The sequence below is a fragment of the Shewanella colwelliana ATCC 39565 genome, from assembly GCF_000518705.1.
Classification (GTDB): Bacteria; Pseudomonadota; Gammaproteobacteria; order Enterobacterales; family Shewanellaceae; genus Shewanella; species Shewanella colwelliana.
The window spans coordinates 36121-61872 of the sequence record NZ_JAEC01000008.1; the positions used below are offsets into that span (position 1 = coordinate 36121).

24 protein-coding genes are annotated in these 25752 nt (G+C 46.8%); 9 read left to right on the top strand and 15 right to left on the bottom strand.

Going from position 1 to position 25752, the window contains the following annotated elements; translation table 11 throughout:
- Nucleotides 1–19 precede the first annotated feature (19 nt).
- Genes L876_RS0105825 through L876_RS0105835 form a run of 3 tightly spaced genes read left to right on the top strand, consistent with a single transcriptional unit; the run spans nucleotide 20 to nucleotide 5089 of the window.
- Nucleotides 20–673 carry a TetR/AcrR family transcriptional regulator gene (locus tag L876_RS0105825; protein WP_028762939.1) on the top strand — a complete coding sequence of 218 codons (654 nt, stop codon included), beginning with the start codon at nucleotides 20–22 and terminating at the stop codon, nucleotides 671–673.
- On the top strand, nucleotides 666–1991 hold the full coding sequence (locus tag L876_RS0105830) for an efflux RND transporter periplasmic adaptor subunit (RefSeq protein ID WP_028762940.1): 1326 nt from the start codon (nucleotides 666–668) through the stop codon (nucleotides 1989–1991). The genes L876_RS0105825 and L876_RS0105830 overlap by 8 nt, the downstream gene beginning before the upstream one ends.
- Nucleotides 1988–5089 carry an efflux RND transporter permease subunit gene (locus tag L876_RS0105835; protein ID WP_028762941.1) on the top strand — a complete coding sequence of 1034 codons (3102 nt, stop codon included), beginning with the start codon at nucleotides 1988–1990 and terminating at the stop codon, nucleotides 5087–5089. The genes L876_RS0105830 and L876_RS0105835 overlap by 4 nt, the downstream gene beginning before the upstream one ends.
- Nucleotides 5090–5144: 55 nt before the next feature.
- Here the strand turns inward: L876_RS0105835 and L876_RS0105840 are convergent, their stop codons facing one another.
- Both L876_RS0105840 and L876_RS0105845 read right to left on the bottom strand, forming a co-directional pair.
- Nucleotides 5145–6431, bottom strand: a complete 1287-nt coding sequence (locus L876_RS0105840) for a DUF4785 domain-containing protein (RefSeq protein ID WP_028762942.1) — start codon at nucleotides 6429–6431, stop codon at nucleotides 5145–5147.
- Between the two features lie 10 nt (nucleotides 6432–6441).
- Nucleotides 6442–7299 (bottom strand): lipase family protein, encoded by an 858-nt coding sequence (locus L876_RS0105845; protein WP_028762943.1) that lies wholly within the window; start codon nucleotides 7297–7299, stop codon nucleotides 6442–6444.
- Nucleotides 7300–7628: 329 nt separating this feature from the next.
- Here L876_RS0105845 and L876_RS0105850 point away from each other — a divergent pair, with 329 nt between their 5' ends.
- Nucleotides 7629–8111, top strand: a complete 483-nt coding sequence (locus L876_RS0105850) for an ester cyclase (RefSeq protein WP_037428117.1) — start codon at nucleotides 7629–7631, stop codon at nucleotides 8109–8111.
- Between the two features lie 86 nt (nucleotides 8112–8197).
- Here the strand turns inward: L876_RS0105850 and L876_RS0105855 are convergent, their stop codons facing one another.
- On the bottom strand, nucleotides 8198–9100 hold the full coding sequence (locus tag L876_RS0105855; RefSeq protein ID WP_028762945.1) for a LysR family transcriptional regulator: 903 nt from the start codon (nucleotides 9098–9100) through the stop codon (nucleotides 8198–8200).
- Between the two features lie 91 nt (nucleotides 9101–9191).
- On the opposite strand from L876_RS0105855, the gene L876_RS22695 reads away from it, so the two are divergent.
- Nucleotides 9192–9335, top strand: a complete 144-nt coding sequence (locus L876_RS22695; protein WP_156029382.1) for a hypothetical protein — start codon at nucleotides 9192–9194, stop codon at nucleotides 9333–9335.
- 96 nt (nucleotides 9336–9431) lie between these two features.
- Here the strand turns inward: L876_RS22695 and glnG are convergent, their stop codons facing one another.
- The 4 genes from glnG to L876_RS0105880 form a co-directional block, all read right to left on the bottom strand.
- Nucleotides 9432–10841: a nitrogen regulation protein NR(I) gene (gene glnG, locus L876_RS0105865; protein ID WP_028762946.1), complete on the bottom strand. Its 1410-nt coding sequence runs from the start codon at nucleotides 10839–10841 to the stop codon at nucleotides 9432–9434.
- Nucleotides 10842–10882: 41 nt separating this feature from the next.
- Nucleotides 10883–11938 carry a nitrogen regulation protein NR(II) gene (gene glnL / locus L876_RS0105870; RefSeq protein WP_028762947.1) on the bottom strand — a complete coding sequence of 352 codons (1056 nt, stop codon included), beginning with the start codon at nucleotides 11936–11938 and terminating at the stop codon, nucleotides 10883–10885.
- A gap of 130 nt (nucleotides 11939–12068) precedes the next feature.
- Nucleotides 12069–12614, bottom strand: coding sequence for a DUF4124 domain-containing protein (locus L876_RS0105875; RefSeq protein ID WP_028762948.1), 546 nt, complete (start codon nucleotides 12612–12614; stop codon nucleotides 12069–12071).
- 102 nt (nucleotides 12615–12716) lie between these two features.
- Nucleotides 12717–13181, bottom strand: coding sequence for an Lrp/AsnC family transcriptional regulator (locus tag L876_RS0105880; RefSeq protein ID WP_028762949.1), 465 nt, complete (start codon nucleotides 13179–13181; stop codon nucleotides 12717–12719).
- A gap of 167 nt (nucleotides 13182–13348) precedes the next feature.
- Between L876_RS0105880 and L876_RS0105885 the strand changes: the two genes are divergently transcribed.
- Both L876_RS0105885 and L876_RS0105890 read left to right on the top strand, forming a co-directional pair.
- Nucleotides 13349–14527, top strand: coding sequence for a PrnB family protein (locus L876_RS0105885; protein WP_028762950.1), 1179 nt, complete (start codon nucleotides 13349–13351; stop codon nucleotides 14525–14527).
- 3 nt (nucleotides 14528–14530) lie between these two features.
- Nucleotides 14531–15640: an aminotransferase class V-fold PLP-dependent enzyme gene (locus L876_RS0105890; protein ID WP_028762951.1), complete on the top strand. Its 1110-nt coding sequence runs from the start codon at nucleotides 14531–14533 to the stop codon at nucleotides 15638–15640.
- 51 nt (nucleotides 15641–15691) lie between these two features.
- Here L876_RS0105890 and ppnP read toward each other — a convergent pair whose 3' ends face one another.
- The 6 genes from ppnP to glnA all read right to left on the bottom strand — a co-directional run bounded on the left by ppnP (nucleotide 15692) and on the right by glnA (nucleotide 20085).
- Nucleotides 15692–16006 carry a pyrimidine/purine nucleoside phosphorylase gene (gene ppnP, locus L876_RS0105895; protein ID WP_028762952.1) on the bottom strand — a complete coding sequence of 105 codons (315 nt, stop codon included), beginning with the start codon at nucleotides 16004–16006 and terminating at the stop codon, nucleotides 15692–15694.
- A 96-nt stretch (nucleotides 16007–16102) separates the two neighbouring features.
- A complete protein-coding gene (locus L876_RS0105900) occupies nucleotides 16103–16927 on the bottom strand; it encodes an N-acetyl-ornithine deacetylase (RefSeq protein WP_028762953.1) in 825 nt (274 codons plus the stop codon).
- 288 nt (nucleotides 16928–17215) lie between these two features.
- The gene (locus tag L876_RS0105905; protein ID WP_028762954.1) at nucleotides 17216–17653 is read right to left on the bottom strand and encodes a hypothetical protein; all 438 of its coding nucleotides are present in this window, start codon (nucleotides 17651–17653) and stop codon (nucleotides 17216–17218) included.
- Nucleotides 17654–17687: 34 nt separating this feature from the next.
- Nucleotides 17688–18005, bottom strand: a complete 318-nt coding sequence (locus L876_RS0105910; protein ID WP_028762955.1) for a helix-turn-helix domain-containing protein — start codon at nucleotides 18003–18005, stop codon at nucleotides 17688–17690.
- A gap of 15 nt (nucleotides 18006–18020) precedes the next feature.
- Entirely contained in the window at nucleotides 18021–18449 is a 429-nt protein-coding gene (locus L876_RS21195) for a hypothetical protein (protein WP_037428092.1), read from the bottom strand.
- A 226-nt stretch (nucleotides 18450–18675) separates the two neighbouring features.
- On the bottom strand, nucleotides 18676–20085 hold the full coding sequence (glnA, locus tag L876_RS0105920; protein ID WP_028762956.1) for a glutamate--ammonia ligase: 1410 nt from the start codon (nucleotides 20083–20085) through the stop codon (nucleotides 18676–18678).
- 369 nt (nucleotides 20086–20454) lie between these two features.
- On the opposite strand from glnA, the gene typA reads away from it, so the two are divergent.
- Nucleotides 20455–22281 (top strand): translational GTPase TypA, encoded by a 1827-nt coding sequence (typA, locus tag L876_RS0105925; protein ID WP_028762957.1) that lies wholly within the window; start codon nucleotides 20455–20457, stop codon nucleotides 22279–22281.
- Nucleotides 22282–22431: 150 nt separating this feature from the next.
- Here the strand turns inward: typA and L876_RS0105930 are convergent, their stop codons facing one another.
- The gene (locus tag L876_RS0105930) at nucleotides 22432–22956 is read right to left on the bottom strand and encodes an HD domain-containing protein (RefSeq protein WP_211237643.1); all 525 of its coding nucleotides are present in this window, start codon (nucleotides 22954–22956) and stop codon (nucleotides 22432–22434) included.
- Nucleotides 22957–23044: 88 nt separating this feature from the next.
- Nucleotides 23045–24259: a 4Fe-4S binding protein gene (locus tag L876_RS0105935; protein ID WP_028762959.1), complete on the bottom strand. Its 1215-nt coding sequence runs from the start codon at nucleotides 24257–24259 to the stop codon at nucleotides 23045–23047.
- A 438-nt stretch (nucleotides 24260–24697) separates the two neighbouring features.
- Here L876_RS0105935 and L876_RS0105940 point away from each other — a divergent pair, with 438 nt between their 5' ends.
- On the top strand, nucleotides 24698–25720 hold the full coding sequence (locus tag L876_RS0105940) for a hypothetical protein (RefSeq protein ID WP_028762960.1): 1023 nt from the start codon (nucleotides 24698–24700) through the stop codon (nucleotides 25718–25720).
- The last annotated feature ends 32 nt before the right edge of the window (nucleotides 25721–25752 follow it).

Below are 25752 nucleotides of genomic sequence, written 5' to 3' on the forward strand. Positions count from 1 at the left end.
CTTCTAATGAGGAATTAATATGGCAGAAGCGAAAAAGCGTGTTGGTCGTCCCAGCGGTGATAGTCAAAATCGCGATAAGCTTATTTTAGCGGCACGAAACCTGTTTATTGAGCGTGACTATGCGCAGGTCACCATTCGTGAGATAGCGAGCTGTGCTGGCACCGATCCTGGCTTGATCCGATACTACTTTGGTTCGAAAGAGAGTCTGTTTTCTGCCATGATCCGTGAAACGGCGCTACCAGTTGCCCAGTTGGTGTATCAGTCCAAATTGGACATACAAGCTGACGGTCCAGCGAGTTTGATGCAAACCTATTACACCATCATGGCGAAACACCCTCATTTTCCTCGCCTGATGTTCCGTATTGCGGGCTTAGACCAGAGCTTGCCGGAAAATGAAGAGGTCACCAAAGCGTTTTATGAAGTGGTTAACTTTGATCACATTGCCATGTTTAAGCGGATGAAAGACAAAGGGATGTTAAAAGATGATATTGATGATCGTTGTGCGCAACTGTCTTTTTTCGCCATGATGGTGTTTCCGTTTCTGGTGCCCGATAACCTATTAAAGCGTGTCGGGATTGAGATCACGCCTGAGTTTCTGCAAACCTTAGCAAAACAAAATGCCAATTTACTCCGCAGAGGATTACTGCGTGAAAAGGACCACACTGATGAATAATAAAAAACGCCTAATATTTGTTGGGTTCGGCATAGGTATGTTGGTACTGGTTCTTGCGGGACTGTTAAAGCCTTCGCCTTCTCTGGTGCAAGGATATGATAAGGCGCGTTTTGTTGAAGTGTTGTCGCTTAAGCAGATTGAATTAGCGCCGCGGATCGAAGGGTTTGGGCGCGTAGAGCCCAAACATGTTTGGCAAGCCATGGCTGAGGTGGGTGGTAAAGTTATCTATCGCCACCCTCAATTAGAAACGGGGCGGATGCTAGCCAAAGGTACGCAGGTGTTAGCGATCGACCCTCTGGAGTACGAGCTTAAGTTGGCACAGGCTCAGGCCAATCTTAATGCGACGCAAGCCCAGTTGACTCGGCTAGCACAGCAAGAGCGCAACCTTAACACTAGCCTTAAAATTGAGCAGCAGAAGTTGGTGTTAGCAGAGCAGGAGTATCAACGTAAGGTTACCCTTAAAAAGCGTGACCTAGTGTCAAGTTCTGAAGTCGAAAATCAAAAGCAATCTTTGCTGGTACAGACCAAGTTAGTGGAAGATCTACAAAGCTCATTAAAGCTGCTGCCCGATGACCGACGAGTGAGCCAAGCGCAAGAGAAAGTGGATATTGCCTTGTTGGCTGATGCACAGCGGCGACTGGAGCAGACTAAGGTTGTCCTGCCGTTCGATGCCAGAATCTCAGATGTTAACATTGAACAAGATCAGGTTGTGACCACAGGTTCTGTGATGCTGGTGGCACATCAGCTGGGCACTGCAGAGATTAAGGCCGAGCTCTCTATTCAAGATATGCGTACCTTAGTTGGTAGCATATTATCCACATCAGCCACGATGAATATGCCCTCAATTGAACGCTTTGAGCTGCAAGCGGAAGTTACTTTTGAGGCAGGTAATAACCGCTTCACTTGGCCGGCTAAGGTGACACGCGTTGCAGAGACGGTAAATCCAAACCTAGCCACGATCGGGGTTTACCTTGAAGTGGAGCAAGATTTTCATCAGTTGGATCTATTAACACGCCCGCCATTAACTAAGGGGATGTTTGTCCGCGCGGATATCATTGGCGGGGCAAAACCTCACTTTGTTATCCCAGAGAAGGCACTTCATGGCGGCGCCATTTATCTAATGGATAATGATGACCGACTGCAAATTAAACCGGTGGAAGTGCTATTTCGTGATGGCTTACAAGTCGCCATTGATGGGGAGATAGCGACAGGAGATCGTTTAGTGCTCAATGATCTCATTCCTGCTATTCCTGGCATGTCCCTTAAGGTCGTACAGCCCAATGCGGCGCAAGCTGGCACCAAGGAGGCCAGTCTGTGATCGCCTATATTACCAAGCACCCAACATTAGCCAATTTGATCATGCTGGCCTTTTTGATGCTGGGCTTGATCAATATGGGGTCGATAAAACGAGAGACATTTCCTGAGTTTGCGCCGCCTTATGTCGTGGCTACCGTGGTGTATCCCGGCGCTTCGCCTGTCGAGGTGGAAGAGAGTATTTGTCTGCGTATGGAAGATGCGGTGGACGGTTTAGCCAATATTGAAGAGGTGAAGTGTGATGCCCAAGAAGGCGTGGCGTCGATGCGACTTAAGCTCGAGTCCAATGCTGATTTAGGGCGGATGTTGGTTGATGTTCAGACACAAATTAATGCCATTCAGAACTTTCCGACCCAAATCGAACCCCCTGTGGTCAAAGAGCTTGATTGGGCGGAGCCGGTCGTCGACATTGCGATTGTCGCCGACACCAGCTGGCCACATTTAAAGAGTTATGCTGAAGATATAAAGCGACGCCTGAAGATCGATGCGGGTGTCAATTTGGTATCGATAGCGGGCTTTTCCGATCACCAGCTTCGTATCGAATTAGATAGTATTGCGATGCGTCGCCTAGGGCTGACTGCGGCTGATGTGGCAGATAAAGTGGGCCGGCAAAATGTTAAAATGCCAGCGGGTAATATTGAGCTGCAAGACAAGAATATTTTGCTGCGTTTTGATGAGCGCAAAGTTACACCTCAAGCGCTAGGCCGCACTATTGTAGCCTCCAATAGTGATGGTAGTGTGGTACGGCTTGACGATATTGCCACCATCACAGACAGGTTTGAGCTGGATGAAGAGCATATCCAGTTTAACGGTAAGAATGCCGCGTTAATCAAGGTGCAAAAAAATAAGGCCGATGATGCGTTGCGGATTAAAGAGCGAGTCAATGCGTTTATCGCGCTTGAGCAGACTCGGGCACCAGAGGGTGTCACCTTAACCATGACCAATGATCTGTCTTCGGTATTACAAGACAGGCTGGACATGATGCTAACCAATGGTTGGCAGGGGATCATCTTAGTCTTCTTTAGCATGTGGCTGTTTTTCTCATTGCGCTACTCATTTTGGGTATCGGCAGGACTTCCGGTCGCTTTTCTTGGCGGCCTCTATTTGATGAGCCTATTTGGGGTCTCCATTAACCTCATGAGCTTGGTCGGTCTGCTAATGGCTATCGGTATTATGATGGATGATGCGATTGTGATTGCGGAATCCATTGCATCGCACATTGACCGTGGCTTCTCTCCGAGTGATGCGGTGGTCAAAGGGGTCAGTAAGGTGGCGCCAGGCGTCGTGTCCTCCTTTTTGACGACTGTGTTGATCTTTAGTGCGCTGCTTGGGCTCGACGGCCAGATGGGCGCAGTGCTGTCGGCGATTCCAACTGTGCTTATCATGGTGTTGACCGTGAGTTTGGTTGAAGCCTTTTTGATTTTACCCAATCACCTAAACCATTCGCTTACCCATGCTGGTAAAGAGCGTGAACCGCTTGAATTTAAGCGTAAGTTCCTGGCTAAGTTTGAGTCTTTTAGAAACAATCAGCTGGTAGATATGGTCACCTTTATGGTGCGTTGGCGCTATGCCAGTGTTGGCGCAACGTTAGGCATTCTGCTTATCTCAATATCGCTAGTGGTGGGCGGTGCGATTAAGTTTGTTCCGTTTCCTGAGCTCGATGGCGATATCGCTGAAGCCCGGATTATTTTGCCGCCAGGCACCTCTTTGAATCAAACTAAAGCGGTGGTGGAGCAGTTAATCGCCAGTGCCAAGCTAACAGGTGATAGGTACAGTGAAGAGGTGGAAGAGGGGGTTGAGCTCATACAAGATATCACTGCACAATATAATTTTAACGCTGATGCGGGAGAGAAGGGACCACATGTGGCCACAGTGCGCTTAGATCTGCTATCGGCAGAGACGCGCAACACCCTCATCGATGCTTTTATTGCCGATTGGCGTACCAATAGTGGCGACTTGGCGCTACCGCTTTCGATTGTCTATAAACAGCCAACCATGGGGCCTGCGGGGCGTGATATCGAAGTGCGCTTACAGGGCGATGATCTCGATACGCTTAAGCAGGCGTCGGTATCACTGCAATCTTATTTGGCGCAGTTTGATGGGATTAGCGGCATCCTCGATGACATGCGGCCTGGTAAAGAGGAGATAAAAGTCAGTTTACGTCCCGGTGCTGAAACCTTTGGTATCGATGGCCAATTGGTGGCTGCACAGCTGCGCAGTGCTTTCTATGGTCAAACCGCCGATGAGATCCAAGTTGGGCCGGAAAATATCGAGATTGATGTACGTCTTAATACGAAGCAAGCCGGCGACTTACAGGCGTTGGCGAATTTCCCCATCATACTCGCTGATGGCAGCCAACTGCCACTGTCAGCAATTGCGAAGCTGGAAGACCAACGCTCTTATGTGCGCATTCAGCGCATCAACAGTTTGCGCACAGTAACCGTGATGGCCGATGTGAATAACCATAGCGCCAATGCCAATGAAACCTTAGCTAAGGTTAAATCTGAGTGGTTACCACAAGTGACGACTCAATATCCTAGCTTAAGGGTCGATTTTGAAGGTTCAGCTAAGGAGACCGCCAAGACGGGCAGTTCAATGGCCAAGGGCTTTATGATTGGTCTGTTTGGGTTGTTTGCGATATTGAGTTTCCAGTTTCGCAGTTATTTAGAGCCTACCGTGGTGATGTTGGCGATACCATTGGCATTAATTGGTGTGTTATGGGGCCACTTTTTGTTGGGGTACAACTTGTCGATGCCATCGATAATGGGCTTTATCTCGCTGGCGGGGATCGTGGTGAATGACTCGATACTCTTGGTGCAATATATTCGTCACCATGTGGATGAGGGCGATAGCGTCCAACAAGCGGTGATCAGCGCCAGCCGAGAACGTTTTCGTGCGGTTTTCTTAACCTCGTTGACCACAGCTGCGGGACTATTACCACTGCTGATGGAAAGCAGCTTACAGGCACAAGTGGTACAGCCTTTGGTTGTCTCCATTGTGTTTGGAATTTTTGCATCGACCTTACTGGTGTTGTTTATCATTCCGTGTGCCTATGCCATCTTGGCAGATTTTGGCAAGGTACATAAACACCAAGACATTTAGATAAGTGCCAATAAGTAAACGCCCTCCAATAATGAGGGCGTTTTACTAATGGGCTTTATAGTTGTGCGGCATGGCTCAAGTAACTCAACCTTGCCATCTGGCCCTGATCTTTTAACTCCAACGCCTGTAAAAAGAAGGGGGCTTTCAGACCTGACGCTATGATAGTGTCACGGTCAAATATTAGACTAACTTGACCATCTCCCTCTAACCACAATGCCGACTGGCTGCGCAGAATATTGCCGACAGCACCGCTCGCGTCGGTACCCACCAATACGGCCGATAGCTCATAGCGTCCAGGATTTGCGATTTGTAGATCCAGCATCGCTTTAACGGGCAACTGCTGTTGCCAATGTATCTGAGCTGACTCACCCCACATCGCCGAAGGTACATACTGTTTGAATGCCGTTTTGACGGTACGGATAATGGGCTTGTTGTCGATACGGGTTTCGATATCTAGCTGTATTTCACTCAGTCCACGATTGCTGCTGGGTAAGGTTAATGCCTCTGGCAATTGCGCTTGCCACTGCTGATCGACATTAACTAAAGTCAGTTGATGATATTGACCATCACTCTGCTTTAATGTCGCTGTTGGCTGCAGCGCGATGTCGCTATTGCTGATGGCTAACGAGAAGTTAAGCGTGGCATTACTGCTCGCCAGCGTTGCGGGGGCGTGCAGTTCAAGCTGGTAAGGGCTTCCCTTTTCTTTGACATTAATTAGGTAGCTATCTTGTGCGGCCAATGGCTGCATGACCTGCAGTTGATATTGTCCTGCGCTGGCTTGCTTTGACAGAGTGAGTGCGCTGGAGTCATCGATAATCCCTGCTGTTGCCATGGCTTGTGGATCGCTTGTTGAGTGGATCATGGAGGCTGATCTATCGATGCCGTTTTTATTGATCTTATACAGGCGTAATTGCTCTGGAGCGATGGCGGGGCTGTGAATGAGTCCGCCTGAACGATTATCACCACGGGGGGCGATGCGAATAACGCTCTCGCTTTGGCTGATCGCAAGCTTAATACCTGCGTTAAGTTGCGCACCGCTCACTGTGCGCCAATATTGATCGCTGTTCTGTTGCTGTGTCAGCGACGGCGCGACCAAGTTAAGTGTGGCGTCGATAGACTGTGAGAAGCCAATAGCATCATGGGATTGGTTAATTGGGGGTAATGCACTTGCTGTTATGTCTGTGACGCTTAAATCATTGCCACTTGGCTGTAACAGTTGCACTGTGGTGATGACACTAGCTTGCTTATCCGTCGTTGCGTTGCTGGCGGTGTCTTCTGATTGGCACGCTGTCAAAAGGCTTGCTATGGCGAACAAACTCGCCAGCTGGATTGATTGTTTCATCAGTTGGCTCCTAAATATGATCGGCGATGATGGTGTCGAGATTGAAGCATGCTCTGCGGCTTTGCTGATGACTCAGAGGTTCTCTGCCTGCAGTGCGTTGTTTATCGGTAAACCACACAGTGCCCGCCGCGCTTTGTGATTGGCATTCAAGAAAGCCATCTGAGCAATCGTCGAGCCAGTTTTGGGTGGTTTCTAGTGCTACTTGATATTGATAGCCAGCGCAATAACTGTCGCTATCCCAAAAGGCTGAATCCACATCAGAGCCGACGATCACTTCAAACGGCTTACCTAATGTTGGGCGGCCTGCAGTACCATTGAGCCAGGTATTGTTGTAATAACTCATCCAACTAACTTGCTGCTGTTTAACGGCATTACTGCCATAACCCAACAACCAGCCTAACGAGGTTTCAAATACATTGCCTTGGTTGACGGCATCGGCCAGCGGTGTGCCGCCGCTTGAGGGAGCGATGGCAATTACATTGGAGATGGCATTGATGATTTTAGGATAACGTCCATCCCAGGTTGGGTTAGATAACACCCAGCGCACCACATTACCGCCATTGGAGTGAGTGATAAGGGTTAGGTCGGTGATCGCCTTGTCATCAATAAAGCGGGTGAGCTGCTCCGCAAGGCACCCAGCGGCAACATCTTCCCACATGTATTGGTCGAAATTGCAGTTAATGACAACATAGTTGTTGGGAGTAGTCGCACCTTGACGTACTGAATCGACAAAGTCTCTTGTCCAGTAATCTGATAGTGCATCGGTTTGGTTGCCAGTTCCATGGATGAACGCGAGTCCTGAAGCGGCATAAGACAATGGGCTGACAGCAAACAGACCCAGCAGTAGTAGCTTGGTATAGATCTTCATTGGCTTATCTCTATTTATTATTTTAGTTACTAGGGTTAGCAGGTCTAACAGTAGACCTGTTTGCAACCTAACGGCATCAATGCATCGCTTCAAGGCTTATTATCGGTACTTTAGTACATGTTAAAGTGGGCAGGTTAGCTCAGCTGTTTTAAACATATTTAGCAGCAGCGGTAACTATGGTGTTGCAAGGGGTAACAGAGCTAGTAGCTGTTTTAATATAAAGTTAAAAAAATATCGCTTGGCGTATTTTATAGTGGCATATTTTTAAAGTTAATCGTTATTTAGATTAAAACTCTGAATTTTTATCGATATCTGTGCACTTATTAGGTATGACGGCGCTTTTACTTGCCACTCACATGATGTCTGCAAATCCGTTAACACCACAAATATTGGTCAGTAACCAGCAATCACCCTTAGCTAAAACGGTCACCGAGGCTGCGATGAGTTACGCGAATTTTTGGAATACCGGTGATGCAAAATTTGCGCGTAAGGCGTTGCTAGAGGACTTTCAGGATATGACACCACCAGAAGGCCGTGAAGCGGGAATTGCTGGTGTATTAGCGGCATCGAGCCAGTTTCGTCAGGCTGTTCCCAATCTGCATGTAGAGGTAGAGCACCTATTAGTTTCTGATAACTATGCAACCATTCGCTACCGGTTTAAAGGTAACTTCACCGGCAAAATGGGTGAAAAGCAGGGAGCAGGACAGGTTGTAGATTTTCCTGCAGTGGATATTTATGAAGTACATCAAGGCAAGATAACCAAAAATTGGCACTTAGAAGACTATTACACCTTCTTTTCACAGATTCACTAATATGAACTGGCGTCTGTAACCTGTAAGGTCACCGACGCTATAAGGTTCATGCAGTGACCATATTGAAAGGCGATGTGAGCTAGAATCTAAATTGAGCACTGTGGATGAAGGTGGGCTTGCTGGCTAAGACTGAGGAGCGCCTCTGCTGCGGGGGTCAGTGGTAGGTCCTTACGCCAGATTAACGCTAGATCCCAGGTGAGATTGGGCTCCATTGGTATAAATACCAATTTGTTGCTGCTCAGTTTATTGCTGATGGGTTGGGGTAAGATAGCCACGCCCATTTGTGCTTCAACCATAGTCCCTAAGAAGTCCCATTGACCGCTTCGAAAGGCGATATTAAGTTGGACGCCTGCTTTAGCACTTAGGCGAGTAATAAGCTTGGCCAGTGAGAAATCTTCGTTGTAAAGAATAAAAGGATAAGCTTCAAAATCTTGCCAAGTAATCGATGTTTTATTGGCTAATTCATGCCCTTCAGGCACACAGGCAAGCAAGGGATAGCGAGTTAGTGCTTGATTTGCCAATTCGGTATCGTGGGTGGTGGGTAGAGCGGTAAAGGCGATGTCGAGACTGTTACTAAGCAGCGCTTGTTCACAGCCAAACCCCCCATATTCATACATCTGCAGCTCTATACCTTGGTAGCGTTGTCGAAACTCAGTCAGCAAGCCAATGATCAGGCTGCTCATCATAGGGCAAACGCCAAGACGAAGTCGACCAGATTTAAGGCCACTTAAGTTGTTTAAGTCTTCTTGCAACCTATGCCATTGACCCAGTATCTCTCGGGCACTTTTTTCTAGTAAAAGGCCAGCTTGGGTTAGCTCCACTTTTTGATTGTTGCGATGCAGCAGTTGTTGGCCGAGATTCTCTTCAAGTCGCTGGATGATTTTGCTCAATGTGGGTTGAGTGATAAAGCATTTGTCAGCCGCGCGAGTAAAGTTCGCGGTTTCCACTAGGGTCAAAAAGCACTGCAGTGTTTTGATTGGAATGTTCATGCCAAAAAGGAATTTAGGTAATAGTATTTATTCATTTTACTAATAGTCGCCTAAGCATTACTTTGATCCGGTAAGCAAAAAGGGGAACTAAATGAAAGCGAATCAAAATTTGTGGGTAGGCGCTTTGTGGCAAGCGGCGATGCCTGTGCAGCAGACTGAGACTGAAGCTCTGTCCGACGCACTACCTCAATCGGTGATAGTGACTGCCGAAAAGAGTACTAATAACCCAGCGTAAGCTGGGTTATTTTTTGCAAAAAATGGTTTGAGTTGTTTAGCCTATGCCATACCAATCAGTATAAGAAAATGATCTACTTAGCATATTTTTTGGCAACTACTCCATCTCTAACTCTTTAAGCTTGCGAGTTAAGGTATTTCTTCCCCAGCCTAAGCGCTTGGCGGCTTCTTGCTTGTGCCCTTTAGTATGTTTAAGGGCGGTTTTCAACAAAATGCGTTCAAAGGCGGGCTGTACTTCGGTGAGCAGATCGCTATCGCCGCTACTGAGTCGCTGATCTATCCATTGTGTTAAAGCTTCTTGCCAGCTTCCTGCCTCTGCCGCGGCTTGCTGTTGGCCGTTAAGGCTTGGGCTTAACAGTTCGGGTGGTAGATCTTGCGGTAATATCTCCTGCCCTGAAGCCATGACCATTAACCAGCGACAGGTGTTTTCTAACTGGCGCACGTTACCCGGCCACGGAAGGTTAGCTAAGGTTTCTGCAGTGCTTTTAGCCAGTACCTTCGGCTCTACGCTGATCTCTTTGGCCGCTGTGGCTAAAAAGTGGCGCGCCAATTGAGGAATATCTTCACGTCGCTGTGATAGTGGTGGCAGGTGTACTCGAATCACATTGAGGCGATGAAAGAGATCTTCACGAAACTCGCCTTTACTTACTTGAGACTCAAGGTTTTGATGGGTTGCCGCGATAATACGCACATCCACCTGCACTGGTGAGTGACCACCAATACGATAAAATTGACCATCGGCCAATACACGTAGTAAGCGGGTTTGCACATCTAGCGGCATATCGCCAATCTCATCGAGAAACAGGGTGCCACCATCAGCTTGCTCAAAACGCCCTTGACGCACACTGGCTGCGCCGGTGAATGCGCCTTTTTCATGGCCAAAAAGTTCTGATTCAATCAGCTCTTTTGGGATAGCCGCCATGTTGAGGGCAATAAAAGGTTTGTCTTTGCGTGGGCTATGCTTGTGCAGGGCGCCAGCAACGAGTTCTTTACCTGTACCCGATTGACCATTGATCAGCACGCTGATTGATGAGCGAGATAGGCGACCGATAGCACGGAACACCTCCTGCATGGCCGGCGCTTCACCGATGATCTCCGGCGCTTTAATTTCTGGCTCAGTTTTAGCTTTGGGTGACTGCTCTTTGGCGTGGCTAATCGCACGTTCCACTAAACCCACGGCTTCATCAATATCGAACGGTTTAGGTAGGTACTCAAATGCCCCCGCTTGATAAGCACTTACTGCGCTGTCTAAGTCTGAGTGGGCCGTCATGATGATTACTGGAATGTGGGGATAGTGCAGCTGTAAACGATCGAGCAAGGTGAGCCCGTCGGTGCCAGGCATTCTAATGTCGGAGATGATCACTTGCGGCTGGGCAAGCTCGAGTGCCTGCCAGAGGGATTCGGCAGCGGCGAAGCTCGCACAAGTTATTTTAGCGCCTTTTAGCGCGCGCTCTACTACCCAGCGTATGGAACTGTCATCGTCGAGAACCCAAACTTTTTCTGTCATACATCTACTCTCTTAAGTTGAATGCTCATGTTGGTGTCCTCTTACAGGCCGTTTAACGGCAGTAAAATTGTGAATTCTGTTTTGCCAGCCACTGAGCTGCAGTCGATACGACCGCCATGGAGTCTGGCAAAGTTGTGAGCGATAGATAATCCGAGCCCAGAGCCTTGCTCACGCCCGGTGACCATAGGGTAAAATAGGGTGTCCATCAGTTCGGGCTTGATCCCGGGGCCGTTGTCGATTATCGATAAGGCCAACACTAGCTTATGCCTCATAGTGCCAATGGTAACTTGGTGCTCGGTACGGGTTTTGATGCGTATTTCACCGCCTTCAGTTCCGGTCTCCAATGCCTGTATCGCGTTTTGCACTATGTTCAACACCGCCTGCTGAAGTTGTTCCTGATCCATTTCGATATCTGGAATCGAGGGATCATAATCTTGGATCAGGTGGATATTACTGGGCAGCGTGACATTCACCAGCTTAAGCACTTTTTGGATCACTTCATGAATATTGTGCAGACTATGCTGGGTTGGCTTTTGTGGCCCTAATAGGCGATCGACTAAGTTACGTAAGCGATCAGCTTGTTCAATTATTAGGTCGGTAAACTCACGTTGCTCAGCATCTTCCAACTCTCTCGCCAGCAGCTGGGCTGCACCTCTGAGCCCCCCCAACGGGTTCTTAATTTCATGGGCGAGGTTACGTACCAAGTATTGCGCCGCTTGTTGCTGCGCATCTAAGGTCAATTGCTGATGGATTCGCCTTTGTTGGTCAACCTGACGTAGCTCTAATAGCCCTTGTGCCGACGTTTCAGCGGTTTCAATGGGAGTTAGGGTGATATCTACCGTATGGTGATGGCCATCTAAGGTAACAATATTGGCGGTATTCACTGTCAGCCCTTGATGCTCTCTAATCGCAATGCTTAACAGCTCTGATTCAACACTGAGAACTTGATAACAGTCGGTCAGTTTATGTTCGGTAAGTCGGTGGCTACCCAAACCGAGTAACTGCTCGGCGGCACTATTGGCATAGCACAGCTTTAGATCACCATTGATGACAATAACGGCGGTCACCAAATGGTTGAGCAAGGGTTCAGTGTTCATCGACGACTCCAATAAAATAGACTGCACCATGATGGTGCACCAATTTGGTGCATGGTGCAAGCTTACTTCATCGAGGTCGAATGGTGATAGTTAGAATGTAACTATTTAAAAAACATAAGTATTAATGTCTTTAATTACCTCGAGGCGTCGGTCTAGGCCTCGCATTTACGGTGGCTCGATGAAGAAATATGGTTCTTGGAGGAGTGGATGCAAGTTGTTTGCCGTTTTGTGCCAGAGCCTTTATTTCGAAGGTGTGCTCGCCTCGGTCGACATTCTCTAGGTTAAAAATTGGTGAGTACTGGGCTGGACCTGTCACTTTGCCATCCATCACTAAAACCAACACGTGACTTTTAGCGAGATCAGGGCTAATGGAGCCAATAATGGTGATATTGCCATTATTGTCACGGATAGTTTCCTCGGCAGAGGGGCTAGTGATCCGCATTTGGTACAGGTCGCCTTGAGGCTCTGTTTCGTTATCTTTGACGCCAGAGTCGATGACAATTGGGGGAGGAAGTTTGATTTGGTTTTCGGTATTACTTTTAAACTCTACTGCTTGAGCGTTCTCAACAGGCGAATCTGAGTAATGTACTTTGCCATCCTTGTCGACCCACTTATAGATCGCACCATGGGCGAGTCCTGCCATGAATAACAGGGCAATGATGAGTAGCGTGCGCATAAGAGATCCTTTGTTATACGGTAGTATCCCTATCAGATTAGCCGTTTTTTAGACAAAAATCATGGTGTAAATGACCAGAGAAGAGACTCTTGTCGGCCCATTTTAATTAATGGGGAGTTGATGACGCGAAAAGGTTTGTTTGAGCACCACGGTTGACTCTATGCTGGCAATACATTTGAGGCTACCCAGTGACTGTTTCACAAAGCGTTCATACTCCAACAGGTTATGGGCGACAATTTTTAATAGATAATCGTGAGCCCCTGTGATCACAGAGCACTCGAGCACGGGGTCGAGTAGTGCCATCTGCTGCTCAAACTGCTCAGCATAGCTGTCGGAGTTCTCGGTTAATCGAACCGAGGCGTACACCACCACATCCAGTGCCAATGCCTGAGCATCAAGGCGCGCGCTGTAGCCTTGGATATAGCCATCTTGCTCTAATCTTTTGATGCGCCTTAAACACGGCGTGTCGGATAAATTAAGCCGTGTGGCTAGTTCAGCCACAGAAATACGACCCTCTTTTTGCAAAATGATCAGTATCTGTTTGTCCTTGCTGTCTAGAGTTTTCATATTTCGAACGTCTATTTTTGAGAGGATATTGTTATTTATAATCCAATTGTTATTGGAAATCACTAACTTGGTGCGATATTAATATGAACATTGATGATTTGACCTAACGTTATGGTGTTAGGTTATCAGGGCTCCCTCAGTAACTAACAACAGCAAAAGGGTACCCTATGAGTGAACATGTTCAAGCGTTCGATCGCTGGATTAGAGAAGAGTTTGTGACACTGAACTCAGCACTAGAAAGACTTTATTTACAACAAGATGATCCAGCGAATGTGCAGGGCGTGGGTGATGAACTCAAATCGACTTTAGCAGAACAGGGACGGGTGCTAGTTCAGGCGTTAGTCGAAGAGGGCAATACCGATGAAGGTTTTGACAGTGCCTTCGATCTGCTGGGGAATGTAGGGCTATATATGGCGGCATGTCGACGCCATGAGATCACTGAACCCAGCCGTGAAACGAGTTCGCCTTTAATCGAGGCATCCGCACTGGCTATGCATATAGGTGCATCGATTGGGGTGACACCGAGGTTTGCGACCGCCCATTTGACGACCCATAACCGAGCGGTTAATGGTGTTTTTAAACGTTTTACCGATTTGGACGATGAAAAACTGTTTGTTGACTACAACACCAAGGGAATTTTGGCCTACAAACGCGCCGCCGATGCCTTGCTAAAAATCCAGCCTTTGGGGATCTCTCACCCTATCAGCGCCGATCTGTTTACTGTGGCACTTAAGGCGTTGCAAGAGGTGATAGCTTCCAATCAAATACTGTTTGAACGCCTAGATAAAGAGATGTTCTTCAATTGTGTTCGTCCCTATTACAAACCTCATCGTGTTGGACAGCAGGTGTATCGAGGTGCCAATGCGGGCGACTTTGCAGGTATTAATGTGATCGATCTGCAGTTAGGCTTGTGCTTTGCTAATGAGCCCTCCTATTCGCAACTGCTGGTGGATAAGTTTCTCTATATGATGCCTGAAGATCAGCGGATTTTGCGAGATTGCATGCGCCGTAGCAGTATCATGGATGAGTTTCTTGCAGCGCAGGAGCACGCAGAAGAAGAGTGGTATCAGCAGAACTTGTCACTCTTTTTAGCGGTTTGTCAGTGCCACGGTGAAACGGCCATTCAGCACCACAATCAGCTGGTGGAGAAATATATCACTGAGCCTTCCACACGTATGGTGCAGGAACACATGGAGAAGGTGACGGCCAGTGGACCACCATTGGCGGTGTTACTCAGCGCGTTAGAGAAGCTACGTGACCGACGTGCGGCGGCCAAACGTGATGATATTCGTACCCGTTTCGATGATATTGCTGCGTTAACCTTGACCTTAAAGGGAGCCGAGTAACCTATGTTGCAACAAGATTTTGTTTTACCCCAATCGGTTTATCTACTCAATCATTCAGTTGGGCGCCCGCTGAAAACCACTAAAGCCGCCTTTACTCAGCATTTCCTTAGCCCTTGGCATGATTCGGGGCGCGAACCTTGGGGAGATTGGCTAGGGGTGATAGAGCGGTTTACTTCAGGGTTAGCTGCGCTATTTAATAGTCAGTCAACGCAGTTTTGTCCGCAGACAAACCTCTCTAGTGCGTTAACTAAATTGGTGATGTCCGTGCCGCAGTTGCGCCGCGACCATGCCGTCATATTGATGAGTGAAACGGATTTTCCAAGCATGGGCTTTGCCCTTCGCCAAGCGTTACCCCATTGTCAGATACGTTTTATTGGTCAGCATTTAGATATTACAGATGCCAATGTTTGGCGCGATCACATGAATGATCAATTGGACTTAGTTTTTATTAGCCATGCTTACTCCAATACAGGCCAACAAGCGCCTGTGACAGAAGTCGTCGAGATGGCGCGTCAACAAGGGTGTTTATCTGTCGTTGATGTGGCACAGTCTGCTGGCGTATTGCCCATCGACTTAAGCGTATTACGTCCCGACTTTATGATTGGTTCAAGTGTCAAATGGTTGTGCGGTGGACCGGGCGCGGCGTACCTATGGGTGAATACCGAGGCCTTAGAGCTGTGCGAGCCAATGGATGTGGGTTGGTTTAGCCATGAGAACCCGTTTGAGTTTGATATTCATCACTTTCGCTATCATCCCACGGCACTGAGATTTTGGGGAGGAACTCCCTCCATCGCGCCATTTGCCATAGCTGCCAACAGTATCCATTACTTCGCGCAATTAGGATGTGACAGAGTGCACCAGCACAATCAACACCTTATTGGTATTGTTACCGAGCAAGCAGCATCCGTGTTGGTGTCGCCTAACACGCAAAGTAAACGTAGTGGTACCCTGATCTTGCAGTTTTCTAGTCGAGAGGATGAGGTAATAGCGGCCTTAGCTGAGGCCAATATTAGCGTCGATGCGCGTAGCCAAGGGATAAGAATATCACCCCATGTCTATAACACCGAGCAAGATATCGCGCAGCTATTGCAGGTGATCAAGCCTTACTATTAGTGATTACTGGGAGGATATAGCCGCTTGATTAAAGCGGCTGTATCTACCTTGTTAGTCAAGGTACTGGCAGCAGTATTGAGCGATTTCGGTGCAGCGAATGCTAAAGCTAACTTGTGCAGCCAGGTGGAATTCACTGCCTGCGGCATAATCCACCCATTCAAGGGTTTCTGGCAGTAAAATCGATAGCGTGCCATCAGTGACTTGCATTATTTCACCAACGGCAGTGGAAAATTGGTATTCCCCCGGCAGCACAACGCCCAATGTCTGCTGACTACCATCGGCCAAAGTTATTGTACGGCTAGTGACTTTACCATCGAAATAGATATTGGCCTGCTTGGCGACTGATACCTGTTGAAATTGACTCATGCACTGACTCCAAAAAACGATTTGAATGAATATATACTCGATAATTCAGATTATCTATTCTTAATTGTGCTGAGTTATTCATCTTGATGTGCCAGCTTATTGTCTGGCGTTCACCTGGTCGATAAAGGCTTGCATGATGGCACTGTTGGCTAAAATGCGTTGATCTAGGTTTTGCTTCCCAGGTGTTTCACTGCACACGCCGACGCTGGCGCCTAGACGCACTAAAAATGCCTCAAATGAGAGATCGAAATGGTTAAAGATGATGCCATCTCTTACCGGGCAATCATCGATTTCACCATCTTGTGCGATAGGGAAAAACTGTCCTAGTGTGTCACGTAGATGTTTACTAAATGGACCAGGATTTTGATTGGCTTCGAATGAGTAGATATAAGTATCTGTGAGTAACACATCCTCATGGCAGGTTAAGATGCCATCTTTACTGGCCGCTTGTAATAGTTGTGAATGCTCAAGCAATACCTTGCCTTCAGCAGATGTGTCATCATTGCTTTTACCTCGGCCATTATCTAGTACGAAACCTCGGTTAGGGTTTTCTCCTAACTGATTGAATCTATGACCACGTTTAAACCCAGTTGGATTGACCAAGGGTAACAGACTGAGATTAATCTGCTGAAATAACTCTGGCTCTAGTTCATTGAGGAAATGCAGCAACCCCCATGGCCCTGCGGCTTCTTCACCATGAAACCCTGCACTAATGAGTAGTGAAGGCTGTCCCGATTTCTGTGCGGGTGATTGATACAGGTTGAGCGGATAACGGCCAGCATCGCCTAGCTTTCGCTCCAATAAACCGAGTCGAGTCACTTGCTCATTTAAGCGGGCATAAAAGGTACTGATATCGTTGCTATCACAACTGAAAATATCGCTTTTCCACGTGTAGCTTTGAAAGGGATCTCGACTCGACATAATTGATTCTAAGTTAAATTAACGACTTGCTCATGATAGCAGTTTAGGCATAAAGATAAATCATTTTAGGCACTAGTACGGGTTAATTATTGTAGGTTAAACCTGAGAGTCGATTAATGATGTTCAGTGTGCGTGTTGAGATAAAGAGAGGGCTAATTTCTGTTTGCTACCACGTTGCATGTTTAGTCAGATTAAAGTGAGGTTGTTCTACTGAGACCATTGCATGTTATTGGTTGCACTAAAATGGTGCGTGGTGAGTCATTTTTTAGATTGTTGTTTATTATGACTTTATTTTTCCTGACAGTTGGCGGGAATCATAGTTTCGACTGTAGTGACTGAATTGATTTCAATAATACCGTCATAGTCTGCGGCGAAACCGTCAATGAAAGCGGGATTGCAGTCCCGGGAGATGGGAAAGATCTCGGCCTCAACATAAATCGGTTGATAGGGCTGTGATCTTTGCTCGCTGAGGGTCAAAGCGAGTTGATTGAGCTGGTCTGTGGTTGGTGTGGCACGTACCCAATATACTTGCTGACTATCACAGAGCTGAAAGGCGGCAACTTCATGCCCCCAAATATAGAGGCCAGCCGTGGTTGTGGCTGGGGCGATTCCAGCTAGCGCCGCCGCATTGGTTAATTCAATATTGTCAGTTTTAGATTGAACACAGCTACAACCAATCAAGATGAGCATTAGACTGCTACCTAAGATCAATCTATTTAATATCATGCACCTATCCCTTTGTTGTTGGCTTGGTTCACACTTAATGTTGGATCGCAAAATACATGATTAGTGCCCCGAGTATTGCACCAATTAGGCCCGCCGCGATAAGTAGTGCAGGCTGATTGTAGATGGAGATTGACCGGAGTTCGTCAGCGTTTGGGTGAGGCACAGATCTCAGTGTTGCTTGATCAACCTCGAGTACCGCGCATAAGCCCAAAAGGGTTTCACTCGATGCACTGCCCTCTTTTTCTACCCGCTGTATAGTGCGAATACTGATGTCACAAGCATCGGCTAAGTGTTGTTGAGTCCAGCCTCTTTGCTGGCGCAGTTGTTTGACACTTTCTGCGTTAATATCCATAGTTTTGCTCTTGTCCTAGCCAAAAAGTTTTGCGGCAATGAGCCCTGCCAGTGCACCTGTGATTATGCCACCGATAAAGAATAAGCCTATCTTCTTCAGAGAGGTCGAAGTGGTATCTTGGGTATAGGCTTTGGTTTCGGTTTCGAGCAGTTGCTCATTTTTATAGAGTGAGCAGACAATCTCACCTTTGAGTATGCTGGTGACATTGAACTCGACTCGATAGTTATCTTGCGCAACGTTAAATTGATGCTGACTGTGACGACGATAATTTCGCAGTGACGAGATTAGTTGATCATTAAGATAGACCGATTCTTTACCTGAATAGCCCGAACCGTGTATCGCAAATTGGCGATTTTCATCACGGAAGTAGAACCAATAGCCATTGGTTAACGTGACTTTGTCTGAGTGTTTATCCATGTGGTGGGGCTGTGCTGCGTTATCCATAATATGCTCCAAATCTTGCCAGTTGTGATTGAGGAGTGCAAGTGAAGCATAGGTAAGGTAAAAAAACGCCGACAGGGTTATGACAGACAGTTATCTGTCATATGACACGAGAGGTGTCACATGGATTTTATCATAATAATAACAAGTAATTAGTTTGGCGATGAGTGTTAAGTCCACCCATAAAAAAACCGCCCGTTAAGGCGGTTTTTTTATGGGTTCTAACGGATTACAAGCTGTAGTAAAGCTCGAATTCAACTGGGTGAGTAGTGCGAGACACTTGCTCTGCTTCAGCTGTTTTCAGCGTGATATAAGAGTTGATGAAATCTTCACTGAATACATCACCTTTAGTTAAGAACTCACGGTCAGCATCTAGACACTCAAGTGCATTCTCAAGTGAAGTAGCAACTTGTGGTATCTCAGCGGCTTCTTCTGCAGGTAGATCGTACAAATCTTTATCCATCGCTTCACCTGGGTGAATCTTGTTTTGGATACCGTCAAGGCCAGCCATAAGTAGCGCTGCAAACGCTAAATATGGGTTAGCGGTTGGATCTGGGAAGCGAGTTTCAATACGACGTGCTTTCGGGCTTGGTACCACTGGGATACGGATAGAAGCACTACGGTTACGTGCAGAGTATGCAAGCATAACTGGTGCTTCAAAATGTGGAACCAAACGCTTGTAAGAGTTAGTGCTTGGGTTAGTGAAAGCATTAAGGGCGCGAGCGTGCTTAATAATACCACCTATGTAGTAAAGTGCTGTTTCACTTAGGCCAGCATACTTGTCACCAGAGAATAGGTTAACACCGTCTTTTGCTAGTGATTGGTGAACGTGCATACCGCTACCGTTGTCACCAACGATTGGCTTAGGCATGAAGGTTGCTGTTTTGCCATATGCATGTGCCATGTTGTGCACGACATACTTCAGGATCTGGATTTCATCAGCCTTTTCAGTAAGTGTGTTGAAACGCGTGGCGATTTCGTTTTGACCCGCAGTCGCCACTTCGTGGTGATGCGCTTCAACAACTTGACCCATCTCTTCTAGTACTAGACACATTGCGCTACGCAAGTCTTGTGAAGAGTCAACGGGTGCAACTGGGAAGTAACCGCCTTTAACGAACGGACGGTGACCAGTGTTACCATCTTCGTAGTGAGTACCTGAGTTCCAAGCGGCTTCTTTAGCATCTAGCTTAACGAAACAACCTGACATGTCAGTACCAAACTTAACATCGTCAAATAGGAAGAATTCTGGCTCTGGACCAATCAATACGGTATCAGCGATACCCGTTGAGATGAGGTACTCTTCTGCTTTCTTAGCGATAGAGCGTGGGTCACGGTCGTAACCAGTCATAGTGCCTGGTTCAAGAATGTCACAACGAATCAGTGCCGTCGTTTCTTCGGTGAAAGGGTCTAATACAAATGTTGTTGGGTCAGGCATTAATACCATGTCTGACTCGTTAATGCCTTTCCAACCAGCAATTGATGAACCATCGAACATCTTACCGTCTTCAAAGAAATCGGCATCAACCTGGTGAGATGGAATAGAAACGTGCTGCTCTTTACCTTTAGTATCGGTAAAACGCAAATCAACAAACTTAACTTCAAGTTCTTCTAGTTGTTGTAAAACTGATTCAACTGACATTCTAAAGTCTCCGAGTAGGGTAGAGGGGATGCCCTTCTTATAAAATTCAACTTAGCGCTTAACGCGGTTCTGGCTATTGTAAAGCTAGACTCGTGCCAACATTCTAAGTTGTTGATATTTATGGGTTGATTGGTAAGTGACAGGACTGCCATCAGCATTTCTGCACCAGAATGGTGCGGTATTTGCTTTATGGTGGTGCAATATCCATATTGGTGCGCACCATGATAAACATGACTATTCATAGCTGACTAAAAAATAATCCTGTGCGAGAGCCCTCGGCTAGAGTAGAATGGCACGTTTTTTATTGCAACAGCTATTATTAAAGCTGTTATCAATACCCTATTTTTTTTGATGGTAAGAGGTTTATCCGTGTTAGAGAATTTACGTAACATCGCCATTATTGCACACGTTGACCATGGTAAAACAACCTTGGTTGATAAGTTGCTGGCACAGTCAGGAACCCTTGAAACTCGAGGAGAGGCCGCTGAGCGGGTGATGGATTCGAACGATCTTGAAAAGGAGCGTGGAATCACGATTCTTGCAAAGAATACTGCCATCAAGTGGAACGATTACCGCATTAACATCGTCGACACTCCTGGTCACGCCGACTTCGGTGGTGAAGTAGAGCGTGTTCTTTCTATGGTTGACTGTGTATTGCTATTGGTTGACGCGGTTGATGGCTCAATGCCACAAACTCGTTTCGTTACTAAGAAAGCATTCGCTCAAGGCCTAAAGCCAATCGTTGTTATCAACAAGATTGACCGTCCAGGTGCTCGCCCTGATTGGGTTATTGATCAAGTCTTTGACCTGTTCGACAACCTAGGCGCTACCGATGAACAACTAGATTTCCCAATCGTTTACGCTTCAGCGTTAAACGGTTACGCAACCTTAGATCCAGAAGATACTGGCGTAGATATGACGCCACTTTTCGAAACTATCGTTGAAAAAGTTTCATTCCCAGATGCTGACTCGGAAGGTGACTTCCAGATGCAGATCACTCAACTTGATTACAACTCATATGTCGGTGTTATCGGTGTAGGTCGTATCAAGCGTGGTAGCGTTAAGACTAACCAGCAAGTGACTATTGTCGGTGCTGATGGTAAGCAACGTAACGGTAAGATGGGCCAAGTATTAGGTTACATGGGTCTAGATCGTACCGAAGTTGAAATTGCTAACGCGGGTGACATTGTTGCTATTACTGGTCTTGGTGAACTTAAAATTTCTGACACTGTATGCGCAGCCGGTGCTGTTGAAGCCATGCCTGCATTGTCAGTTGATGAGCCAACACTAACCATGACTTTCCAGGTCAACACTTCTCCATTCGCTGGTAAAGAAGGTAAGTACGTGACTTCACGTAATATCCTTGAGCGTCTAGAGCAGGAGCTAGTGCACAACGTAGCACTACGCGTTGAAGAGACTGAGAGTCCAGATCGTTTCCGCGTATCAGGTCGTGGTGAACTTCACCTTTCAATCTTAATTGAAAACATGCGTCGTGAAGGTTACGAGCTAGCCGTTTCTCGTCCAGAAGTGATCATGAAAGAGATCGATGGTGAGATGTGCGAACCATACGAAACCGTTACCGTTGATGTTGAAGAAGAGCATCAAGGTACTGTTATCGAGAAGCTTGGTACTCGTAAAGCTGAAATGAAAGATATGCAGCTTGACGGTAAGGGTCGTGTTCGTATCGACTTCGTTATCCCAAGCCGTGGTTTGATTGGTTTCCAAACTGAGTTCCTAACTGCGACTTCAGGTACCGGTCTTATCTATCATTCATTTGACCACTATGGTCCACATAAAGGTGGCGAGATTGGTCAACGCGCTAACGGCGTATTGATCTCTAACGCAACGGGTAAGGCACTAACATTCGCTCTATTTGGTCTACAGGACCGTGGTCGTCTGTTTATTGGTCATGCAGCTGAAGTTTACGAAGGTCAAGTGGTGGGTATCCACGCACGTTCTAACGACTTAACAGTAAACTGTCTTAAAGGTAAGCAGCTTACCAACATGCGTGCGTCGGGTACCGATGAAGCGCAAGTATTGACTACGCCAATTAACTTAACCCTTGAGCAAGCGCTTGAATTCATCGATGACGATGAGCTAGTTGAAGTAACGCCACAGAGCATCCGTGTTCGTAAGCGTTTCTTGACTGAAAACGAGCGTAAGCGCCACAACCGTGGTTCAAAAGACGCTTCTTAAGTCGGCAAGGTTATTGAGCACTGTATTGGTGCAGTGATAACCCCGCGATAAGCATTAAAAAGCCCTGAACATCTAGATGTTCAGGGCTTTTTGTATTGATTAGGTAGACCCCTTTTTTTGGCATTGCATCAAGAGCCCAACGTTTTCTTGTTAACTGCTGACGCTACGATTTAAACGGTCGTTGCCATCAGCTGCAATTGATTCAAACTGGGTGTCTAATTCTTGATAGATATCCCAGCGCTCCTTTGCCAGTGTCGCAGCAATACGGTCAATGACGTGTAATTCGAGCGATTCAACCCTTTTCCCTTTCCAGAGTTTATCTGCCAGTGCAATGAGCAGCTCTTCAGTAGAACAATCCATTTCATGCCAGCGAGCATGGGACATACAACAGCGAGCTATCTTGGGCGAAACACCTTCACTAAGAAGAATTCTCTCTCCTTCTGGTTCGTGCTCTGAGCCGGGGGCCGTCATTTCTTGGGCGTGGGTAATTTTTCCTATATCGTGAATAGCTACCCCAATTTTTACAAACTCCGAATCAATCGGCACCCCTAACTGCTTACATTTATCCAGAATTAAATCTGCCGCTTCTCCGACGAGCTTAACATGAGTTAGTAGGTGCTCCGATGCGCCCAAATTACTCATAAGCGTTAGTGCATCAACTTTTGAATTTAACACCAATACTCCTTTAGACAGTTAACGTTCCGTTTAAAGCACGGGGTAGCTGTATTTAACATCAAAATGGCCAAACTTTCATTGGAAGGTGTTAATGCCCTATGGCATTCAAATGTTGGATCAAATACATCCTGATCTCTGTTGGCGTCTGACTGACCCAATATCCGCAGCTATAGGCGATAAGCGGGAGCATAAACAATATCATCAATAGCATAATCATCAGCCCTCGCCCAGATAATTGAATGCCGTTACGGGTGCTGAACTGAAGCGCTTCTTTCTTTGGACAGGCCGATATACAACGCATACAAGCTTGGCACTCATCTGAGCGGATATTTGCTTGAGTATGGACATTGATGGCAGCAGGACAGGCGCGAGTGCACTTATCACAGCTCATCCCTCTAGATTCAATCAGGCAATGTTCGGTATTTCTACGAATTTTAAACGGACTGAGAAAGCTTAGTAATCCTAATAGCGCACCATAGGGACAGATGTAACGACAAAAGCCTTGGCGTCGCCAAGCGGCCAGTCCTAAAATTATGCCAAAGCCTATGAGTGTAACGAGCCCCGGAGTAATGAAAAACAGCGCCATCTTTAAGTCGGCAATCTTATGATAATTTCCGTTTAGGTATTGGGGTAGTGAGGCTGTTGGCATGGTAATGATGATATACAGCAGGCCTGCGAGCAGTAGATATTTGAGCATGCGCAGGGGCCAGTCGAGCCATTTTGGGGGTAATAACTCAGATTTAATGAAGCGTTTTCTGAATTTATAAAGATACTCCCCAGCTAAGCCCAGCGGGCAGGCCCAACCACAAAATGCGCGTTTGCATAATAAACCGGTCAGCAATACTAGCGTTAGCATCACCGCTGCAGCAGGATGGTTTTGATCCCAAAGCCCTAAGGTGACAATTGCCTTGATTTCAATGCCGCCAGCAATGGGTAAAAAGGCATCGCCTACGTCGGGACGCATTAACCAAGGAGTCATGCCCATTTTTAGCATGACGGCATTGGCCGCAAATTGAATCCCAACAAGTAGCATCGACAGGGCTAACAGGTGTTGAATCACTTCTCGTTGGGTGTTGATACGTTGTTCACCGTTTACCCATTGTGGCCGAAGCCTACCGAGCACGCCAATGGTCACCGCAGCAAGCGCAAGGCATAAAAATAGTGGCCAATAGAGTGTGCTGAGGGTAGCCGCAAGGAGTGTTGTTGCGCTGGCAATTGCCCCCCATTTCTTGCCACTCCAGTAAAGTAAGCTGGTGCCATAAATCAGTGCCAGCATTAAGGTTAACGATTCAATCATGCTCATCGTGAGAAGATCCCGTGACAGTTTGTATCACTAGGAGGCTGGCAAGGCTTATTAGTTCTTGCACGGTATTGAGACTGTGGTAAAGGTCACTAAATTTTGTCGGGCCGTTACTATTTTGATGATCAATGTCGCCTTATTGCTAGCTTGTAACATCTGATACTGGGTATGCCTAAGCACTGGTAGGATGTTTTTTGATGAGTAGATAACGATCTCTCGGTCAATGGAACTCGCATTTATGCTGTGGAAGGTCGTGATGTTCATTCTTTAAAATTGTTTTAATTCAATTGATTAAATAAAAATTAAACTTGTGTGTGGTTTCATTTTGTTTTGTTTTTTGACCTTGGTGATACAGATTAATACATTGCGCCGCAGTGGTAGCGCAATGACGCTACGTGATTCGTGAGTGAAGCTGTGATTGCTTCCTAGGTAAAGGTATTTATGTTGCGTTCTGTATTGATGGTAGGTGTATTAGGGTTAGCGCTTGTTGGGTGTGGTGGTTCGAATAGTGACAATGGGGTAAAACCGGGTCCAGATAAAATTAAACCTAAGCCAATATTAATTGATAGATATCCAGAAGGTATTTATCTTGGCAGTTTAGCGAATGATGCTGGGGATATTGTCCGTGGTGTTAATGGCTATAGCCAGTATGTTGGCGTTGGTTTTGCTGTAGATGTAGGGACCGTAGGACAGATAACTCAAGAGTTTGAGGCCAGCATTGCTGAGATCGGTGGTGAGGCAAATCAAGCGGGTGATTGGTACAGTTTAACCACTAAAGCGAGCAAGACAGATAAACTGCTTCATGACATCGATTTAAATTACTGTGTGTATGAGGGGGCGACATCATGCCCTGTTGCTCAAGCGAGTACAGAGATCGGTGACCGCCTGCTTAAGCCATTATCATCACTCCATCGTGCGCAACTGGAATCCAACCGATTTGCGCCAAATTTTTCGCCAATTCTCACCAATAAAGGCTTTACTGTTGAGACTGATCTGGTCACGCCCACCTCATTACTATTTGTTAAAACACAAGCGCTACAGCTTAACGGTGAACTAATGAGATCGTTAGTGGGCAGTGAATGGCTGGGGCCAACATCTCATGCAAAGGCCAGTCATTACAGTCGTTATCGCTTTCAACAACTACCTAGTGGTGGCCTCATCATCAATGCTTCTATGCTCGATGAGCAAGGCCAAGCGCAATGTCGAGTAACAAGTGAGCGTAGCTTTAATGCCAAACAAGGTTTGCTGATGACGTTTTCGGTGGAGATGAATCTTGATGAGCAACTTAACTGTAATACCTACCTCAAAAATATGGGACAGTCAGATGAGTTTGTGAAGGCGCTGCAAACTCCCCAAACCGTCACCATCGGCTTTATTGCTGGTGAAAGTGGTTTACCAACGATGGCTTTAAAACAGGTGGCTGGTGACTATTCTGTTGCTGGTTCAGGCTTATTTATGCGCTAGGTGTCGCCGCCGGGAATAGGCTGCCGGTAGGC

Excerpts from the sequence above, each read along its gene's own strand:
- L876_RS0105940 (WP_028762960.1), top strand. The coding sequence starts at position 24,698 with ATGTTGCGTTCTGTATTGATGGTAGGTGTATTAGGGTTAGCGCTTGTT.
- L876_RS0105935 (WP_028762959.1), bottom strand. The coding sequence starts at position 24,259 with ATGAGCATGATTGAATCGTTAACCTTAATGCTGGCACTGATTTATGGC.
- L876_RS0105825 (WP_028762939.1), top strand. The coding sequence starts at position 20 with ATGGCAGAAGCGAAAAAGCGTGTTGGTCGTCCCAGCGGTGATAGTCAA.
- glnL (WP_028762947.1), bottom strand. The coding sequence starts at position 11,938 with ATGAACACTGAACCCTTGCTCAACCATTTGGTGACCGCCGTTATTGTC.
- L876_RS0105840 (WP_028762942.1), bottom strand. The coding sequence starts at position 6,431 with ATGAAACAATCAATCCAGCTGGCGAGTTTGTTCGCCATAGCAAGCCTT.
- L876_RS0105875 (WP_028762948.1), bottom strand. The coding sequence starts at position 12,614 with ATGCGCACGCTACTCATCATTGCCCTGTTATTCATGGCAGGACTCGCC.
- L876_RS0105905 (WP_028762954.1), bottom strand. The coding sequence starts at position 17,653 with ATGATATTAAATAGATTGATCTTAGGTAGCAGTCTAATGCTCATCTTG.
- L876_RS0105885 (WP_028762950.1), top strand. The coding sequence starts at position 13,349 with ATGAGTGAACATGTTCAAGCGTTCGATCGCTGGATTAGAGAAGAGTTT.
- L876_RS0105850 (WP_037428117.1), top strand. The coding sequence starts at position 7,629 with ATGACGGCGCTTTTACTTGCCACTCACATGATGTCTGCAAATCCGTTA.
- L876_RS0105845 (WP_028762943.1), bottom strand. The coding sequence starts at position 7,299 with ATGAAGATCTATACCAAGCTACTACTGCTGGGTCTGTTTGCTGTCAGC.
- L876_RS0105900 (WP_028762953.1), bottom strand. The coding sequence starts at position 16,927 with ATGTCGAGTCGAGATCCCTTTCAAAGCTACACGTGGAAAAGCGATATT.
- L876_RS22695 (WP_156029382.1), top strand. The coding sequence starts at position 9,192 with ATGAAAGCGAATCAAAATTTGTGGGTAGGCGCTTTGTGGCAAGCGGCG.
- ppnP (WP_028762952.1), bottom strand. The coding sequence starts at position 16,006 with ATGAGTCAATTTCAACAGGTATCAGTCGCCAAGCAGGCCAATATCTAT.
- L876_RS0105910 (WP_028762955.1), bottom strand. The coding sequence starts at position 18,005 with ATGGATATTAACGCAGAAAGTGTCAAACAACTGCGCCAGCAAAGAGGC.
- L876_RS0105890 (WP_028762951.1), top strand. The coding sequence starts at position 14,531 with ATGTTGCAACAAGATTTTGTTTTACCCCAATCGGTTTATCTACTCAAT.
- L876_RS21195 (WP_037428092.1), bottom strand. The coding sequence starts at position 18,449 with ATGGATAACGCAGCACAGCCCCACCACATGGATAAACACTCAGACAAA.
- L876_RS0105880 (WP_028762949.1), bottom strand. The coding sequence starts at position 13,181 with ATGAAAACTCTAGACAGCAAGGACAAACAGATACTGATCATTTTGCAA.
- glnA (WP_028762956.1), bottom strand. The coding sequence starts at position 20,085 with ATGTCAGTTGAATCAGTTTTACAACAACTAGAAGAACTTGAAGTTAAG.
- glnG (WP_028762946.1), bottom strand. The coding sequence starts at position 10,841 with ATGACAGAAAAAGTTTGGGTTCTCGACGATGACAGTTCCATACGCTGG.
- L876_RS0105855 (WP_028762945.1), bottom strand. The coding sequence starts at position 9,100 with ATGAACATTCCAATCAAAACACTGCAGTGCTTTTTGACCCTAGTGGAA.
- L876_RS0105830 (WP_028762940.1), top strand. The coding sequence starts at position 666 with ATGAATAATAAAAAACGCCTAATATTTGTTGGGTTCGGCATAGGTATG.